A 15,624-nucleotide genomic window follows, 5' to 3' on the forward strand; every position below is an offset into this window, starting at 1 on the left:
CTCTCGGTCCACCCGAACCCGAAGGGCCCCACCACGTCCCGCGACACCCCGAGCCAGTCCCCCCCCCCCCCCCCCAACAGGACCACCACCGACCCGTCCGGATCCCCCGCCGGCGGCCGCCCCCCCCCCAACACCCCCCCCCCCCCCCACACCGACGGCGTCCCGAGCCCACCTCTCCGCGCACCCGTGCGCGAGCCGCTGCCCGTCGACGACGACGCCCGCGGCACCGACTGAACGCCATCCCTCGAGGAGGAGCACGTGAGCGAGACCCCAGAACCCCCCGCCGTTCCGCGCGCTACCACGTACGCCGGGCGCGCGATGCGCCTGCTGGACCCCGTGGAGATCCGTCCGCGCCGCGGGCGCCCGCCGCTGCAGTCGACCTGGTACGTCGCGGACCGCCTCATCGTGCAGGGCCCTCCGCCGCGAGCGCTGCGCGACCGCCTGGACCAGGCGGCGGACGTCGACGAGCTCGTCGAGTTCGCCGAGGCCGACGACAGGTCCGCGCTCCTGGCGGTCGAGCGGACGGCGCGGCAGCTCGGATGGTCGGTCGCGCTCGACACGAGTGGTGACCGGGCCCCGCTGTCCGTCGCCCGGCGTCTCGGAGGGGTCGAGGGCGAAGGCCCCGAGCACGCCGACGACGACGACTACGGGTTCGCCCTGCGTCTCGTCCCCGACGACGAGGAGGACGTCCCCGACGCCTGGAAGCTCGTCGAACAGCTCGGCGGACGTCTCGACCCCGACGACGGGGAGAGCCCGTCGATCACGCTGGACCACGTGATGACCGCGACGCCGTACACCACGCCGCTGCCGTACACGACCCCGTTGCCGTACACGACGCCGCTCCCGGTCTCCGCGCCGCTGCCGTACACGACGCCGTTGCCGTACACGACGCCGTTGCCGTACACGACGCCGCTCCCGGTCCGCGGTCTGGCCGAGTACGGGCAGGCCGGGACCGGGGGGCGCTCGCCCGTGCAGCGCGTCGGCGGTCCGCCGCGACGGCGACCGGCGGGGAAGTCCGCGCTGGTCGACCACGAAGGACGTCGGCGCCCGGTGGTCGCCGTGCTCGACACCGGCGTGGGCACGCACCCGTGGTTCGGCACGTACGACCCCGAGGACCCGACGCGGGGCGACGGCAACGGCGTCGTCCTGAGGTCGGCGACGCTCGACGACGGCCCGATCGGCACGTTCCCGATCGCGGCCCGGCGCGAGGACGACGCCGAGTGGGGAGGCGCGTCCTCGGCCCCGCTGACCGGGCCCCTCGACCCCATCGCAGGCCACGGGACCTTCATCGCAGGGATCGTGCACCAGGTCGTGCCCGACGCCCAGATCTTGCCGATCCGTGTGTTCGGTGGTTCCGGCACGGTCCCGGAGTGGGACGTGCTCCAGTCGCTGCGCCGCCTCCTGCGGTTCCACCTGCGTGGGCTGCGAGGCGTCGACGGCTGCTTCCCCGTGGACGTCGCGGTCCTCTCGATGGGCTACTACCACGAGGAGCCGGAGGACGTCGCCTACGACGGTCCGCTGCGTTCGGTCCTGCGCGCGCTGCGGCGCTCCGGGGTGGCCGTCGCCGTCGCCGCCGGCAACGACGGCTCGACGCGGCCGATGTACCCGGCCGCGTTCGCGCCGCACGCCTCGCGCCGGGACGACGAGGTGACCGTCGCGGACGAGGAGCTCTCCCACGACTACCCGCCGCTCCTCGCCGTGGGCGCCAAGAACCCGGACGGGTCCACGGCGCTGTTCAGCAACGAGGGCCCGTGGGTCACCGCGCTCCGTCACGGTGCCGCGCTCGTGAGCACGTTCCCCGTGACGCTCAACGGCCCGACGACCCCGTCGAGGCAGCTGCCGGACACGCGGTTCGGAGGGCTGCGCGCGACCATCGACCCCGAGAGCTTCGTCGGCGGGTTCGGGACCTGGAGCGGCACGTCGTTCGCGGCACCGGCGCTCGCGGCCGAGCTCGCCGCGGCCCTCGACGCCGTCCCTGCCGCGGACGGTGGCGGTACGCTCGCCTCACAGGTGACGGCCAGGGTCGACGCCGCCTGGGCCGCGGTCACCGCGGCGACGGGGATCGAGAGGCCGGAGCCGCCCGCGACGTGATGCGGCCGCGCCCCGGGGACGGGAGTACGCGGGTGGCGGTCACGACCGTGGCGGAGGCATCCGTCGTGCTCGCCGACGGGCACAGCCTCAACGCCCGTGGCCGACACATGCACGCGGAGCGACGCTTCCAGGAGGTCATCGACTGGTGCGTCGCCGAGCGCGCGACGACCGAGCCGGACGAGGAGGAGGGTGCGTCCCAGCGCCGCCACCTCCTCGTCCGGGCTCGGATCGGCCTGGCGATGTGCCGGTTCGAGGTCCACGGGGAGGTCGAGGGTGCGCTGTCCCAGCTGCGGACGGCGGAGGCGGAGGCCGACGCCGAGCTCGCTGCTCTCGTCGTGGGACAGCGTGGCCTCCTGCGGCAGCGGTCCGGCGACGCGCGCGGCGCTCTCCGAGACCTCGACACCGCGCTCGCGCGGGTGCCGGTCGGGTGGTCGCGCGATCGCGCCGTCCTGCACATGAACCGGGGAAGCCTGCGGTCCGACCTCGGACGGCTGGCGGAGGCGGGCGAGGACTTCGCCGCGTCGCTCGAGCTCGCGCACCTGATCGAGAACGACATGTACGCGTCGATGGCGGCGCACAACCTCGGCTGGGTCGTGTACCTGCAGGGCGACCTCCCCACGGCGCTGCGGACCATGGACGAAGCAGCGGAGCGGGCGCCCGACCGGCACGCCGCCGTCGGGCTCATCGACCGGGCGCAGGTGCTGCTCGACGCAGGGCTGCTCACCGAGGCCGACGACGCGCTGCGCGAGGCGCGGGAGCACCTCTCGCGCTACCGCATGCTGCGCGACCTCGCAGAGGTCGAGCTCGTGCGGTCTCGGGTCGTCCTGGGCCTGCGGCGGTACGGTGACGCGCGCCGGCTCGCCCGATCGGCCTCGCGCCGGTTCGAGCGCCTCGGCAACACACCGTGGATGCTGCGGGCGCGCGTCGCCGAGCTGCAGGCAGCGCTCACGGAGCACCGTGCCGACAAGGTGTCGCCCAGGACCGCGCGCCGCCACGCGAGCTGGGCGCTCGCCCTCGCGAACGAGGGCGACGCGCTCGGCGGCGTCGCGGGTCTCGGCGTGACGATCCCGGCGCAGCTCCTCGCGGCCGAGTGGCTCGTGGCCGCAGGAGACGTACGTGCCGCCCACGAGGTCCTCACGCAGGTCCCCGCGCGGCTCGACCGGGCCCCTCTCCCGGTGCGGCTGCAGCACGAGGCCGTGCGCGCCCAGCTCGCGTTCGTGGCCGGTGACCGCCGCGCCGGGGTCCGCGCCGTCCGGCGCGGCCAGTCTGCGCTGGCGGAGCACCGCGCCCGGCTGGGCTCCGTGGACGCGGTCACGGCGTCGGCCGTGCACGGGGTCCGGCTCGGCAACGTCGACGTCGAGGCGGCGCTCCGGACGCGGCGGCCGGGGACGATCTTCGACGCGGTCGAGCGGGGCCGCGCGGCGTTCGCCGGCACGGGTCGCGTGCGCCCGCCGTCGGACCCTGTCCTCGCGGACCTCCTCGCCTCGGCCCGCCGCGAGGTCGAGGCCGCCCGAGCGCTCGGCGCCCCCTCCGACCCTGCGCACCTCGCCCGGCGTCAGGACCACCTGCGGGCGGCGCGGCGGCTGCAGGACGACGTGCGACGCCGTACCTGGCAGCACGGGGGAGGGGCCGCGACCCCGGTCGCCACGACGGAGCGCCGGCTCCACGCCGCGCTCGCGGCCGCGGGCTCCGACGCCGTGGTCGCCGACCTCGTGCTCGAGGGCGACGACGTGCTCGCGGTGCGCGTGTCCGCGTCGGGGACGCGGCTCGTGCGGCTCGCGCCGCGCGCGACGGTCGCGGAGCAGGTGCGCCGCGCCCGGGCCGACCTCGCGGTGCTCTCGAACGTGCTCATCCCCGTCCCCATGCGCGAGGCGGCGGTCGCGTCGCTCGCACGCACGCTGACCGCGCTCGACGACACGCTCGTCGGGCCCCTGGAGGTGACGGGCGACCTCCACGTCGCGGCGCGCGACCTGCTGCTCGCGGTCCCGTGGGCCGCCCTGCCGTCGCGGAGGAGCCTGCGGACGTGGGCGAACTCGTGGGTGGACCTGCGCGTCGGGGAGCCGACGCGGCGAGCCGACGAGGCGCTCGTCGTCGCCGGTCCCGGGCTGCGGTTCTCGGGCGCGGAGGCCAAGCTCGTCGCGTCGGTCTGGGAGGGGACGGAGGCGCTGGTCGGGGAGGAGGCGACGTGCTCCGCCGTCGTCGACGGGCTCCGGACCGCGGGGGTCGTCCACCTCGCGGCGCACGGGACGCACGAGACCGACAACCCTCTCTTCTCCTCGCTCCGCCTGGCAGACGGCCCGATGTTCGCGCACGAGCTCGACGGCATTGACCTGCGCGGCGTGGTCGTGGTCCTGTCGGCGTGCGAGGTGGGGCTGTCGACGCCGCGCATCGGCGGCGAGTCGCTCGGCCTGACGAGCGTCCTGCTGCGGCTCGGCGCGCGTGCCGTGGTCGCGAGCGTCGCCCCGCTGCGGGACGACGTCGCGGCGCGCGTCATGCCGTCGCTCCACGCCGAGCTGCGCGACGGTGCGATGCCGGGGACGGCGCTCGCCCGCGCGGTCGCCGACGAGCCCGAGCCCGTCCCGCTCGTGTGCTTCGGCCCGCTGGTGCTCTGACCGGGTGGGGGAGCGAGGGCACCCCCGGTGGGCGACCGCGGTTTGGAGCACCCGCCGTCGTCCCGTACGATGGGCGTGTACCCAAGACCGCCGGTCGTCCGACGCTGCCCGCAGACTCCGTCTGCAGGACGTGACGGATCGAAGTCCCACCACGAGGTGGAGGCCAGCGCAGGTAGCGAATCGACGACGTCCGCCCGGCCCCGCCGTGCGTACGGCCACGAGCCCCGCGCCTGCGCGGGGCTCTTTCTCGTTCCGGGACGGACGCCGGTGGTACCACCACCGGAAGGATTGCCATGGCGAGGCCGGACAAGGCAGCCGCAGTCGCCGAGATCTCGGACAAGTTCCGCGACTCGAACGCTGCCGTGCTGACCGAGTACCGCGGGCTCACCGTCGCGCAGCTCAAGCAGCTGCGTCGGTCGCTCAGCGGCAACGCAACCTACGCCGTGGTGAAGAACACGCTGACCGCCATCGCGGCCAAGGAGGCCGGTGTCGAGGGACTCGACGCCGACCTGCAGGGCCCGTCGGCAATCGCCTTCGTCACCGGGGACCCGGTCGAGGCTGCCAAGGGTCTGCGTGACTTTGCCAAGGCGAACCCCGCGCTGGTCATCAAGGGCGGTGTCCTCGACGGGCGCCCCCTGACCGCCGCGGAGGTCACGAAGCTCGCGGACCTCGAGTCCCGCGAGGTCCTGCTGGCCAAGGCGGCCGGCGCGATGAAGGCCAAGCTCTTCCAGGCTGCCTACGTCTTCACCGCGAACACCGCCCAGGCCGCCCGCGTCATCGATGCCCTGCGTCAGAAGCAGGAATCGGAGGGCGCTGCCGCCTGATCCCGCGCCCGGGGCTCGCCCCGGACCCGTGATCCACGCAGCGCAAGCACACACCCCGCTTCTGGCAGGCCCGCACCGGGCCGCTGCCGAGCACCGACCGAAAGGAACGCCATCATGGCGAAGCTCAGCACCGACGAGCTCATCGAGCAGTTCAAGGAGCTCACCCTCATCGAGCTCAACGAGTTCGTGAAGGCCTTCGAGGAGACCTTCGAGGTCACCGCCGCCGCCCCCGCCGCCGTCGCGGTCGCCGCCCCCGCGGGTGGCTCGGGCGACGCCCCGGCCGAGGAGGAGAAGGACGAGTTCGACGTCATCCTCGAGGCTGCCGGCGACAAGAAGATCCAGGTCATCAAGGAGGTGCGCGCGCTCACGTCCCTCGGCCTGAAGGAGGCCAAGGACCTCGTGGACGGTGCCCCGAAGCCGGTCCTGGAGGGCGCGAACAAGGAGACGGCCGAGAAGGCCAAGGCTGCCCTCGAGGGCGCCGGCGCCACGGTCACCCTCAAGTGATCTCGCCGGTCCCGTCCTGACGGGACCGGTCAGCACGCCGCACGAGGCCCGCACCCCGACCGGGGTGCGGGCCTCGTCGTCGTTCCTGCCGCCCGACGGCGGGGGTGGGCGGGGGAGTGCGGCGCAGAGGTGGGCGAGCACGTCGTCGGGCACCCGGGCGGGCGCACCGGCTTCACGGAACGGCCGCGAGTATGCCACCATGTGCGGGTCGACGACGCAGGACAGCGAGGTCGACAGCAGCAGGTTCGTGACCCGCGAGGGTCGGAGGCGGGCGACGAGGCCCGCGCGAGTACCGGTGAGACGCGCAGGCGTCTGCTTCCGGGCGGGGTCGCACGCCCCGGGGTTGTGTTGCGATGCGTGTTGGGCTATGCTCACGCTTTGCGCTGTCCTGTGCCCCCGATCTCATATACCCCCGACCCCCTCGTCGACGTACGTGCGCGTCCGCGAGGTGTCGTGGCGGCGGTGATCGTGTCCAGCCCGGCGGTGCAGCGTTCTTTCGATCTGCAGGGAAGGACCCCTCTTGGCTGCCTCGCGCACCCCTTCTGCTCCGACCGCCGACGCCATCGCGAACCGCACCGCATCGCGTCGCCTCTCCTTCGCCAAGATCTACGAGCCCCTCGAGGTCCCCGACCTGCTGGGCCTCCAGACCGAGAGCTTCGACTGGCTCCTCGGCAACGAGGCCTGGCAGGCGCGTGTCGCCGCCGCGGCCGAGGCCGGCCGCCAGGACGTGCCCTCGACGTCGGGCCTCGAGGAGATCTTCGAGGAGATCTCCCCGATCGAGGACTTCGGTTCCTCGATGTCCCTGTCGTTCTCCAACCACCGTTTCGAGCCGCCGAAGTACACGGCCGACGAGTGCAAGGAGAAGGACTTCACGTACGCCGCGCCGCTGTTCGTCACCGCGGAGTTCGTCAACTACAACACCGGTGAGATCAAGAGCCAGACGGTCTTCATGGGCGACTTCCCGCTCATGACCGAGCGCGGCACGTTCATCATCAACGGCACCGAGCGCGTCGTCGTCTCCCAGCTCGTCCGCTCGCCGGGCGTCTACTTCGAGCGCGCGGCGGACAAGACGAGCGACAAGGACATCTTCTCCGCGAAGATCATCCCGTCGCGCGGCGCCTGGCTCGAGTTCGAGATCGACAAGCGCGACGCCGTCGGCGTGCGCGTCGACCGCAAGCGCAAGCAGTCCGTCACGGTGCTGCTCAAGGCGCTCGGCCTGACCGAGTCGGAGATCCGCGAGCAGTTCGCCGACTTCCCGTCGGTGCTCGACACGCTCGAGAAGGACCACGTCCACACCCAGGACGAGGCCCTCGTCGACCTGTACCGCAAGATCCGCCCGGGCGAGCCGCCGACCGTCGAGGCCGGCCGCGCGCTGCTCGAGAACTTCTACTTCAACCCGAAGCGCTACGACATGGCGAAGGTCGGGCGCTACAAGGCGAACAAGAAGCTCGGCATCGACGCGCCGCTCACGGACTCCACGCTCTCCGTCTCGGACGTCGTCGCGACGATCAAGTACCTCGCGGCCCTGCACGCCGACCACGCGTCCATCCCGGGCACCCGGAACGGCGAGGCCGTCGAGGTGCGCGTCGAGACGGACGACATCGACCACTTCGGCAACCGTCGCATCCGCGCGGTCGGCGAGCTCATCCAGAACCAGGTCCGCACGGGCCTGTCCCGGATGGAGCGCGTCGTGCGCGAGCGCATGACGACGCAGGACGTCGAGGCGATCACGCCGCAGACGCTCATCAACATCCGCCCGGTCGTGGCGTCCATCCGCGAGTTCTTCGGCACGTCGCAGCTCTCGCAGTTCATGGACCAGAACAACCCGCTCGCGGGCCTGACGCACAAGCGTCGTCTCTCGGCCCTCGGCCCGGGTGGTCTGTCGCGCGACCGCGCCGGCATGGAGGTCCGTGACGTCCACCCGTCGCACTACGGCCGCATGTGCCCGATCGAGACCCCTGAAGGCCCGAACATCGGCCTGATCGGCTCGCTCGCCTCGTACGGGCGGATCAACCCGTTCGGCTTCATCGAGACGCCGTACCGCAAGGTGACGGCGGGCAAGGTGACCGACGAGGTCGTCTACCTCACGGCCGACGACGAGGACCGCCACGTCATCGCGCAGGCGAACCAGGTGCTCAACGCCGACGGCTCCTTCGCGGACGAGCGTGTGCTCGTGCGCACCAAGGGCGGCGAGGTCGAGATCGTGCCCGGCGCGCAGGTTGACTACATGGACGTCTCGCCGCGCCAGATGGTGTCGGTCGCGACCGCGCTCATCCCGTTCCTCGAGCACGACGACGCCAACCGCGCCCTCATGGGTGCGAACATGCAGCGCCAGGCCGTGCCGCTGGTCCGCTCCGAGGCCCCGCTCGTCGGGACCGGCATGGAGTGGCGCGCGGCCGTCGACGCGGGCGACGTCGTCGTCGCGACGAAGCCCGGTGTCGTCACCGAGGTCTCGGCCGACCTCGTGCTCGTCGCGAACGACGACGGCACGACCGGCAGCTACCGCATCGCGAAGTTCCGCCGCTCCAACCAGGGCACGAGCTACAACCAGCGCGTGCTCGTGGACGAGGGCCAGCGCATCGAGCCCGGCTCCGTCCTCGCGGACGGCCCGGCGACGGACGAGGGCGAGCTCGCGCTCGGCCGCAACCTCCTCGTGGCGTTCATGTCGTGGGAGGGCCACAACTACGAGGACGCGATCATCCTCAGCCAGCGTCTCGTGCAGGACGACGTGCTCTCCTCGATCCACATCGAGGAGCACGAGGTCGACGCGCGCGACACCAAGCTCGGCCCCGAGGAGATCACGCGGGACATCCCGAACGTCTCCGAGGACGTCCTCGCGGACCTCGACGAGCGCGGCATCATCCGCATCGGTGCCGAGGTCGGCGCGGGCGACGTCCTGGTCGGCAAGGTCACCCCGAAGGGCGAGACCGAGCTGACCCCGGAGGAGCGCCTGCTCCGCGCGATCTTCGGCGAGAAGGCCCGCGAGGTGCGCGACACGTCCCTCAAGGTGCCCCACGGCGAGTCCGGCACGGTCATCGGCGTGCGCGAGTTCAACCGCGAGGACGGCGACGAGCTGCCCGCGGGCGTGAACCAGCTCGTGCGCGTCTACATCGCGCAGCGCCGCAAGATCACGGACGGCGACAAGCTCGCCGGCCGTCACGGCAACAAGGGCGTCATCTCCAAGATCCTGCCCGTCGAGGACATGCCGTTCCTCGCGGACGGGACGCCGGTCGACGTCGTCCTCAACCCGCTGGGTGTCCCCGGTCGTATGAACGTCGGCCAGGTCCTCGAGACGCACCTCGGGTGGGTCGCGAAGCAGGGCTGGGACATCTCGCTGGCCGAGGGCAAGGACCTCTCCTGGCGGGAGAACGTCCCGGAGATCGCCGCGACGTCCGAGCCCGGTCGCCCCGTGGCGACCCCGGTGTTCGACGGCGTCCACGAGGACGCGCTGACGGGACTGCTCTCGACGACGATCCCGAACCGCGACGGCGACCGCATGGTCGGCGCCGACGGCAAGGCGCGCCTCTTCGACGGCCGCTCCGGCGAGCCGTTCCCCGAGGCCGTGTCGGTGGGCTACATGTACATCCTCAAGCTCCACCACCTGGTCGACGACAAGATCCACGCGCGCTCGACCGGCCCGTACTCGATGATCACGCAGCAGCCGCTGGGTGGTAAGGCGCAGTTCGGTGGACAGCGCTTCGGCGAGATGGAGGTGTGGGCCCTCGAGGCGTACGGCGCGGCCTACACGCTCCAGGAGCTCCTCACCATCAAGTCGGACGACGTCCCCGGCCGCGTCAAGGTCTACGAGGCGATCGTCAAGGGCGAGAACATCCCCGACTCGGGCATCCCGGAGTCCTTCAAGGTTCTCCTCAAGGAGATGCAGTCGCTGTGCCTGAACGTCGAGGTGCTCTCGAGCGACGGCGTCTCCATCGAGATGCGGGAGTCGGACGACGACGTGTACCGCGCAGCAGAAGAGCTCGGCATCGACCTGTCGCGTCGCCCCAACGCGGCGTCCAGCGTCGACGAGATCTGATCTCGGGCAGGCGGGAGCGGGTCACACCGCTCCCGCCGACGACCCCCACACCAACCGTCTTTATGGCGTCGGCACCGGCCCCGGCCGGTCCCGGCAGACGAAGGAAGTAGGACAACTTGCTCGACGTCAACGTCTTCGACGAGCTGCGCATCGGCCTGGCCACGGCCGACGACATCCGTGCGTGGTCGCACGGAGAGGTGAAGAAGCCCGAGACCATCAACTACCGCACCCTCAAGCCCGAGAAGGACGGCCTCTTCTGCGAGAAGATCTTCGGCCCCACCCGGGACTGGGAGTGCTACTGCGGCAAGTACAAGCGCGTGCGCTTCAAGGGCATCATCTGCGAGCGCTGCGGCGTCGAGGTGACGCGCTCGAAGGTGCGTCGTGAGCGCATGGGCCACATCGAGCTCGCCGCGCCCGTCACGCACATCTGGTTCTTCAAGGGTGTGCCCTCGCGCCTCGGCTACCTGCTCGACCTCGCCCCGAAGGACCTGGAGAAGGTCATCTACTTCGCGGCGTACATGATCACGTCGGTCGACGACGAGGGCCGCCAGGAAGACCTCCCCAACCTCCAGAACGAGATCGACCTGGAGAAGAAGGAGATCGCGGACGCCCGCGACAACGACATCAACTCCCGTGCCCAGAAGCTCGAGGCCGACCTGGCCGAGCTCGAGGCCGAGGGTGCCAAGGCCGACGCGCGCCGCAAGGTCCGCGACTCGGCCGAGCGCGAGATGGCGCAGATCCGCAAGCGCGCGGACGCCCAGCTCGACCGCCTCGACCAGGTGTGGGACCGCTTCAAGAACCTCAAGGTCGCCGACCTCGAGGGCGACGAGATGCTCTACCGCGCCCTCCAGGACCGCTACGGCACCTACTTCGAGGGCTCGATGGGCGCCGCGGCGATCCAGAAGCGTCTCCAGGACTTCGACCTGGAGGCGGAGGCCGAGTCCCTGCGCGAGACCATCCGCTCGGGCAAGGGGCAGCGCAAGACGCGTGCCCTCAAGCGCCTCAAGGTCGTCAACGCGTTCCTCACGACGACGAACTCGCCCACCGGCATGGTGCTCGACGCCGTCCCGGTCATCCCGCCGGACCTGCGCCCGATGGTGCAGCTCGACGGTGGCCGCTTCGCGACGAGCGACCTGAACGACCTGTACCGCCGCGTGATCAACCGGAACAACCGCCTCAAGCGTCTGCTCGACCTGGGTGCGCCGGAGATCATCGTCAACAACGAGAAGCGGATGCTCCAGGAGGCCGTGGACTCGCTGTTCGACAACGGCCGTCGTGGTCGTCCGGTCACGGGCCCGGGCAACCGCCCGCTGAAGTCCATCTCGGACATGCTCAAGGGCAAGCAGGGTCGTTTCCGCCAGAACCTGCTCGGCAAGCGTGTCGACTACTCGGGCCGTTCGGTCATCGTCGTCGGCCCGCAGCTCAAGCTGCACCAGTGCGGTCTGCCCAAGCAGATGGCGCTCGAGCTGTTCAAGCCGTTCGTCATGAAGCGGCTCGTGGACCTCAACCACGCGCAGAACATCAAGAGCGCCAAGCGCATGGTCGAGCGTGCCCGCCCGGTCGTGTGGGACGTGCTCGAGGAGGTCATCACCGAGCACCCCGTGCTGCTCAACCGTGCGCCGACGCTGCACCGCCTGGGTATCCAGGCGTTCGAGCCGCAGCTCGTCGAGGGCAAGGCGATCCACCTGCACCCGCTCGTGTGCGCCGCGTTCAACGCGGACTTCGACGGTGACCAGATGGCCGTCCACCTGCCCCTGAGCGCGGAGGCGCAGGCCGAGGCCCGCATCCTCATGCTCTCGAGCAACAACATCCTCAAGCCGTCGGACGGTCGTCCGGTGACCATGCCGTCGCAGGACATGATCATCGGTCTGTACCACCTGACGAGCGACCGCAAGGGCGCCGAGGGCGAGGGCCGCGCGTTCGGCTCGGTGGCCGAGGCGATCATGGCGTTCGACCAGGGCACCCTGGACCTGAACGCCGAGGTGAAGATCCGCACGACGGACCTCGTCCCGCCGGTCTCCGGCTTCGAGGCTCCCGAGGGCTGGGAGGAGGGTCAGCCGATCCTCTTCGACACCACGCTCGGTCGCGCGCTGTTCAACGAGACGCTCCCCGTCGACTACCCGTACGTGAACTCGGTGGTGGACAAGAAGCGCCTCTCGGCGATCGTCAACGAGCTCGCGGAGCGCTACCCGAAGGTCGAGGTCGCGGCGTCGCTCGACGCGCTCAAGGCCGCCGGCTTCCGCTGGGCGACGCGCTCGGGCGTCACGATCGCGATCTCCGACGTGGCGACGCCCAAGGAGAAGGCCGTCATCCTCGAGCAGCACGAGGAGCGCGCGCTCAAGGTCCAGCAGCAGTACGACCGTGGTCTCATCACGGACGACGAGCGTCGTCAGGAGCTCATCGAGATCTGGACCCAGGCGACGGACAAGGTCGCTTCCGTCATGCGCGAGAACCTCGAGGCGAACGACCGCAACACCGTGTACCGCATGGTCGGCTCGGGTGCCCGTGGTAACTGGATGCAGGTCCGTCAGATCGCCGGTATGCGCGGTCTCGTGGCGAACCCGAAGGGCGAGATCATCCCGCGCCCGATCAAGTCCAACTACCGCGAGGGCCTGTCCGTCCTCGAGTACTTCATCGCGACGCACGGTGCCCGCAAGGGTCTGGCGGACACCGCGCTGCGGACCGCCGACTCGGGCTACCTCACGCGTCGTCTCGTGGACGTGTCGCAGGACGTCATCGTCCGCGAGGAGGACTGCGGCACCGAGCGCGGTCTGACCCTGCCGATCGCGGAGGAGCTCGCGGGCATCCTCGTGCGCCACCCCAAGGTGGAGACGAGCGTCTACTCGCGCACCCTCGCGGCCGACCTGGTCGACCCCGACGGGAACGTCGTCGGCAAGGCCGGCGACGACGCGGGCGACGTCCTCATCGACGCCGCGGTGGCCGCGGGCGTGCGCGAGGCCAAGGTGCGTTCGGTCCTCACGTGCGAGTCGCGCGTCGGCACGTGCGCCAAGTGCTACGGGCGCTCGCTCGCCACGGGCAAGCTCGTCGACATCGGCGAGGCGGTCGGCATCATCGCCGCCCAGTCGATCGGTGAGCCGGGCACCCAGCTGACGATGCGTACCTTCCACACCGGTGGTGTGGCCTCCGCGGACGACATCACGCAGGGTCTGCCGCGTGTCACGGAGCTCTTCGAGGCCCGCACCCCCAAGGGTGAGGCGCCCATCGCGGAGTTCTCGGGCCGCATCGCGATCGACGACTCGGAGCGCTCGCGCCGTCTGGTCCTCACGCCGGACGACGGCTCGGAGGAGATCGCGTACCCGGTGACCAAGCGTGCCCGCCTGCTCGTGCAGGACGGCGACCACGTGAACGTCGGCACGCAGCTCGTCCAGGGTGCGGTGGACCCCAAGAAGGTCCTGCGCATCCTCGGCCCGCGCGCCACGCAGAAGCACCTGGTGGACGAGGTCCAGGAGGTCTACCGCTCCCAGGGCGTGGACATCCACGACAAGCACATCGAGGTCATCGTGCGGCAGATGCTGCGTCGCGTGACCGTGCTCGACTCGGGCGACTCGCACCTCCTGCCGGGCGAGCTCGCCGAGCGCGGCCGCTTCGAGGACGCGAACCGTCGCGCGGTGGCGGAGGGTGGCCAGCCGGCCTCCGGCCGTCCCGAGCTGATGGGCATCACGAAGGCGTCGCTCGCGACGGACTCGTGGCTGTCGGCGGCCTCCTTCCAGGAGACGACGCGCGTGCTCACCGAGGCGTCGATGAGCGGTCGTCGCGACCCGCTCCTCGGCCTCAAGGAGAACGTCATCATCGGTAAGCTCATCCCGGCCGGTACCGGCCTGCCCCGGTACACCAAGGTCCAGGTCGAGCCGACCGAGCAGGCCAAGACGGAGCTCTACCCGAGCTTCGGCTACGACGAGATCGACTTCCCGGCGCTCGGCATGGGCTCCGGCGAGGCGATCCCGCTCGAGGACCTGGACTTCGGCGACTACCGCTGACGTTCCTCGACAGCCGGACGGGTGCCCGACGGCGTCCCGCACCTCGGGTGCGGGCGCCGCTGGGCACCCGTTCGGCGTCCTGGGGGAGCGCAGCGGGCCGCGGCGGCGGGGGGGGGGGGGGGGGTGTGGGGTACTGGCGGGGGGGGCGGGGGAGTGTGTTGAGTGGGCGCGCCCCCGGCGGGGGCGGGGGCCGGGCGGGCCCCCGGGGGGGGGGGGGGGGGCGGGGGGGCGCCCCGGGGGGGGGGAGGGGGGGGCCCCCCCCCCGGGCGGCGGGGGGGGGGTGACCTGCTCCTTTGACTACCTGCCGGGCGGCAGGTAACCTGGTAAACCGTGCCCGCGCCGTCGGGCCCTCCGTGATGTCCCTGGCGGGGCGGTGTCAGCGAGCGATCGCTCCCACCTCCGCGCAGCGGGCTCCGGACGGGCCGATGTGAGTGCCCGGGCACTCCGGATCCCGGTCCTGACGGCGCCTCGTGCCCGTGGACGGGGGACGGACCATCGAGCCGGTGGTAGGTGGCTGCTGCAGCGTTCTCGCGCTGCGGGTGCCTCGTGCGATCGGCTCCAGCAGCCAGCACGACCACCATCGGGGATAGCCCCGGTAGCTCGAGAAGACACGGAGACGTAGTGCCTACGATCCAGCAGCTCGTCCGCAAGGGGCGGACCTCGAAGGTGGGGAAGTCGAAGACCCCCGCCCTCAAGGGTTCCCCGCAGCGGCGCGGTGTGTGCACGCGCGTGTACACCACCACCCCGAAGAAGCCGAACTCCGCGCTGCGCAAGGTCGCTCGCGTGAAGCTCTCCTCCCAGGTCGAGGTCACGGCCTACATCCCCGGCGTCGGCCACAACCTCCAGGAGCACTCCATCGTGCTCGTGCGCGGCGGTCGTGTGAAGGACCTCCCGGGTGTGCGCTACAAGATCGTGCGCGGCGCGCTCGACACGCAGGGCGTGAAGAACCGCAAGCAGGCCCGCAGCCGCTACGGCGCCAAGAAGGAGAAGAGCTGATGCCTCGCAAGGGCCCGGCCCCGAAGCGGCCGCTCATCGTCGACCCCGTCTACGGGTCGCCCGTCGTCACGCAGCTCATCAACAAGGTGCTGCTCGACGGCAAGAAGTCCACCGCCGAGTCGATCGTCTACGGCGCCCTCGAGGGCGTCCGTGCGAAGACCGACGGCGACCCGGTCGTCGTCCTCAAGCGTGCGCTCGAGAACGTCCGCCCCGCGCTCGAGGTCCGCTCGCGCCGCGTCGGTGGTGCGACCTACCAGGTCCCCGTCGAGGTGCGTCCCGCGCGTGCCACGACGCTCGCGCTGCGCTGGCTCACGGACTACTCGCGCGCGCGTCGTGAGAAGTCGATGACGGAGCGCCTCATGAACGAGATCCTCGACGCGAGCAACGGCCTCGGCGCCGCGGTCAAGCGTCGCGAGGACATGCACAAGATGGCGGAGTCCAACAAGGCCTTCGCCCACTACCGCTGGTAGTCCGCCCGACCGGCCGGCGGGGGGGGCAACGGACAGACAGAACAAGCGGGCGTGAGGCCCACCCCACCCGCGCCCACACGACCCCCCACCCACACA

General features: G+C 71.5%; 8 protein-coding genes. All 8 read left to right on the plus strand.

Features of this window, described 5'->3' with window-relative positions:
* The first annotated feature begins 258 nt into the window (after nt 1-258).
* Nucleotides 259-2,091, plus strand: a complete 1,833-nt coding sequence (locus tag ACFWH7_RS01400) for a S8 family serine peptidase (protein WP_378214681.1) — start codon at nt 259-261, stop codon at nt 2,089-2,091.
* Between the two features lie 47 nt (nt 2,092-2,138).
* Nucleotides 2,139-4,703: a CHAT domain-containing protein gene (locus ACFWH7_RS01405; RefSeq protein ID WP_378214682.1), complete on the plus strand. Its 2,565-nt coding sequence runs from the start codon at nt 2,139-2,141 to the stop codon at nt 4,701-4,703.
* A gap of 293 nt (nt 4,704-4,996) precedes the next feature.
* Nucleotides 4,997-5,527: a 50S ribosomal protein L10 gene (gene rplJ / locus ACFWH7_RS01410; RefSeq protein WP_021483443.1), complete on the plus strand. Its 531-nt coding sequence runs from the start codon at nt 4,997-4,999 to the stop codon at nt 5,525-5,527.
* A 114-nt stretch (nt 5,528-5,641) separates the two neighbouring features.
* Nucleotides 5,642-6,031 carry a 50S ribosomal protein L7/L12 gene (gene rplL / locus ACFWH7_RS01415; RefSeq protein WP_021483444.1) on the plus strand — a complete coding sequence of 130 codons (390 nt, stop codon included), beginning with the start codon at nt 5,642-5,644 and terminating at the stop codon, nt 6,029-6,031.
* A 520-nt stretch (nt 6,032-6,551) separates the two neighbouring features.
* A complete protein-coding gene (gene rpoB / locus ACFWH7_RS01420; protein WP_378214683.1) occupies nt 6,552-10,064 on the plus strand; it encodes a DNA-directed RNA polymerase subunit beta in 3,513 nt (1,170 codons plus the stop codon).
* 116 nt (nt 10,065-10,180) lie between these two features.
* A complete protein-coding gene (locus ACFWH7_RS01425) occupies nt 10,181-14,062 on the plus strand; it encodes a DNA-directed RNA polymerase subunit beta' (protein ID WP_378214684.1) in 3,882 nt (1,293 codons plus the stop codon).
* Between the two features lie 621 nt (nt 14,063-14,683).
* Complete coding sequence (rpsL, locus tag ACFWH7_RS01430; RefSeq protein WP_021479869.1) at nt 14,684-15,058, plus strand: 30S ribosomal protein S12; 375 nt, start codon at nt 14,684-14,686, stop codon at nt 15,056-15,058.
* Nucleotides 15,058-15,528 carry a 30S ribosomal protein S7 gene (gene rpsG / locus ACFWH7_RS01435; protein WP_047233808.1) on the plus strand — a complete coding sequence of 157 codons (471 nt, stop codon included), beginning with the start codon at nt 15,058-15,060 and terminating at the stop codon, nt 15,526-15,528. Before rpsL ends, rpsG begins: the two co-directional genes overlap by 1 nt.
* Nucleotides 15,529-15,624: the final 96 nt, after the last annotated feature.

The sequence above is a fragment of the Cellulosimicrobium cellulans genome, from assembly GCF_042723955.1.
Taxonomy (GTDB): Bacteria; Actinomycetota; Actinomycetes; order Actinomycetales; family Cellulomonadaceae; genus Cellulosimicrobium; species Cellulosimicrobium cellulans_H.

Excerpts from the sequence above, each read along its gene's own strand:
- rplJ (WP_021483443.1), top strand. The coding sequence starts at position 4,997 with ATGGCGAGGCCGGACAAGGCAGCCGCAGTCGCCGAGATCTCGGACAAG.
- rplL (WP_021483444.1), top strand. The coding sequence starts at position 5,642 with ATGGCGAAGCTCAGCACCGACGAGCTCATCGAGCAGTTCAAGGAGCTC.
- rpsG (WP_047233808.1), top strand. The coding sequence starts at position 15,058 with ATGCCTCGCAAGGGCCCGGCCCCGAAGCGGCCGCTCATCGTCGACCCC.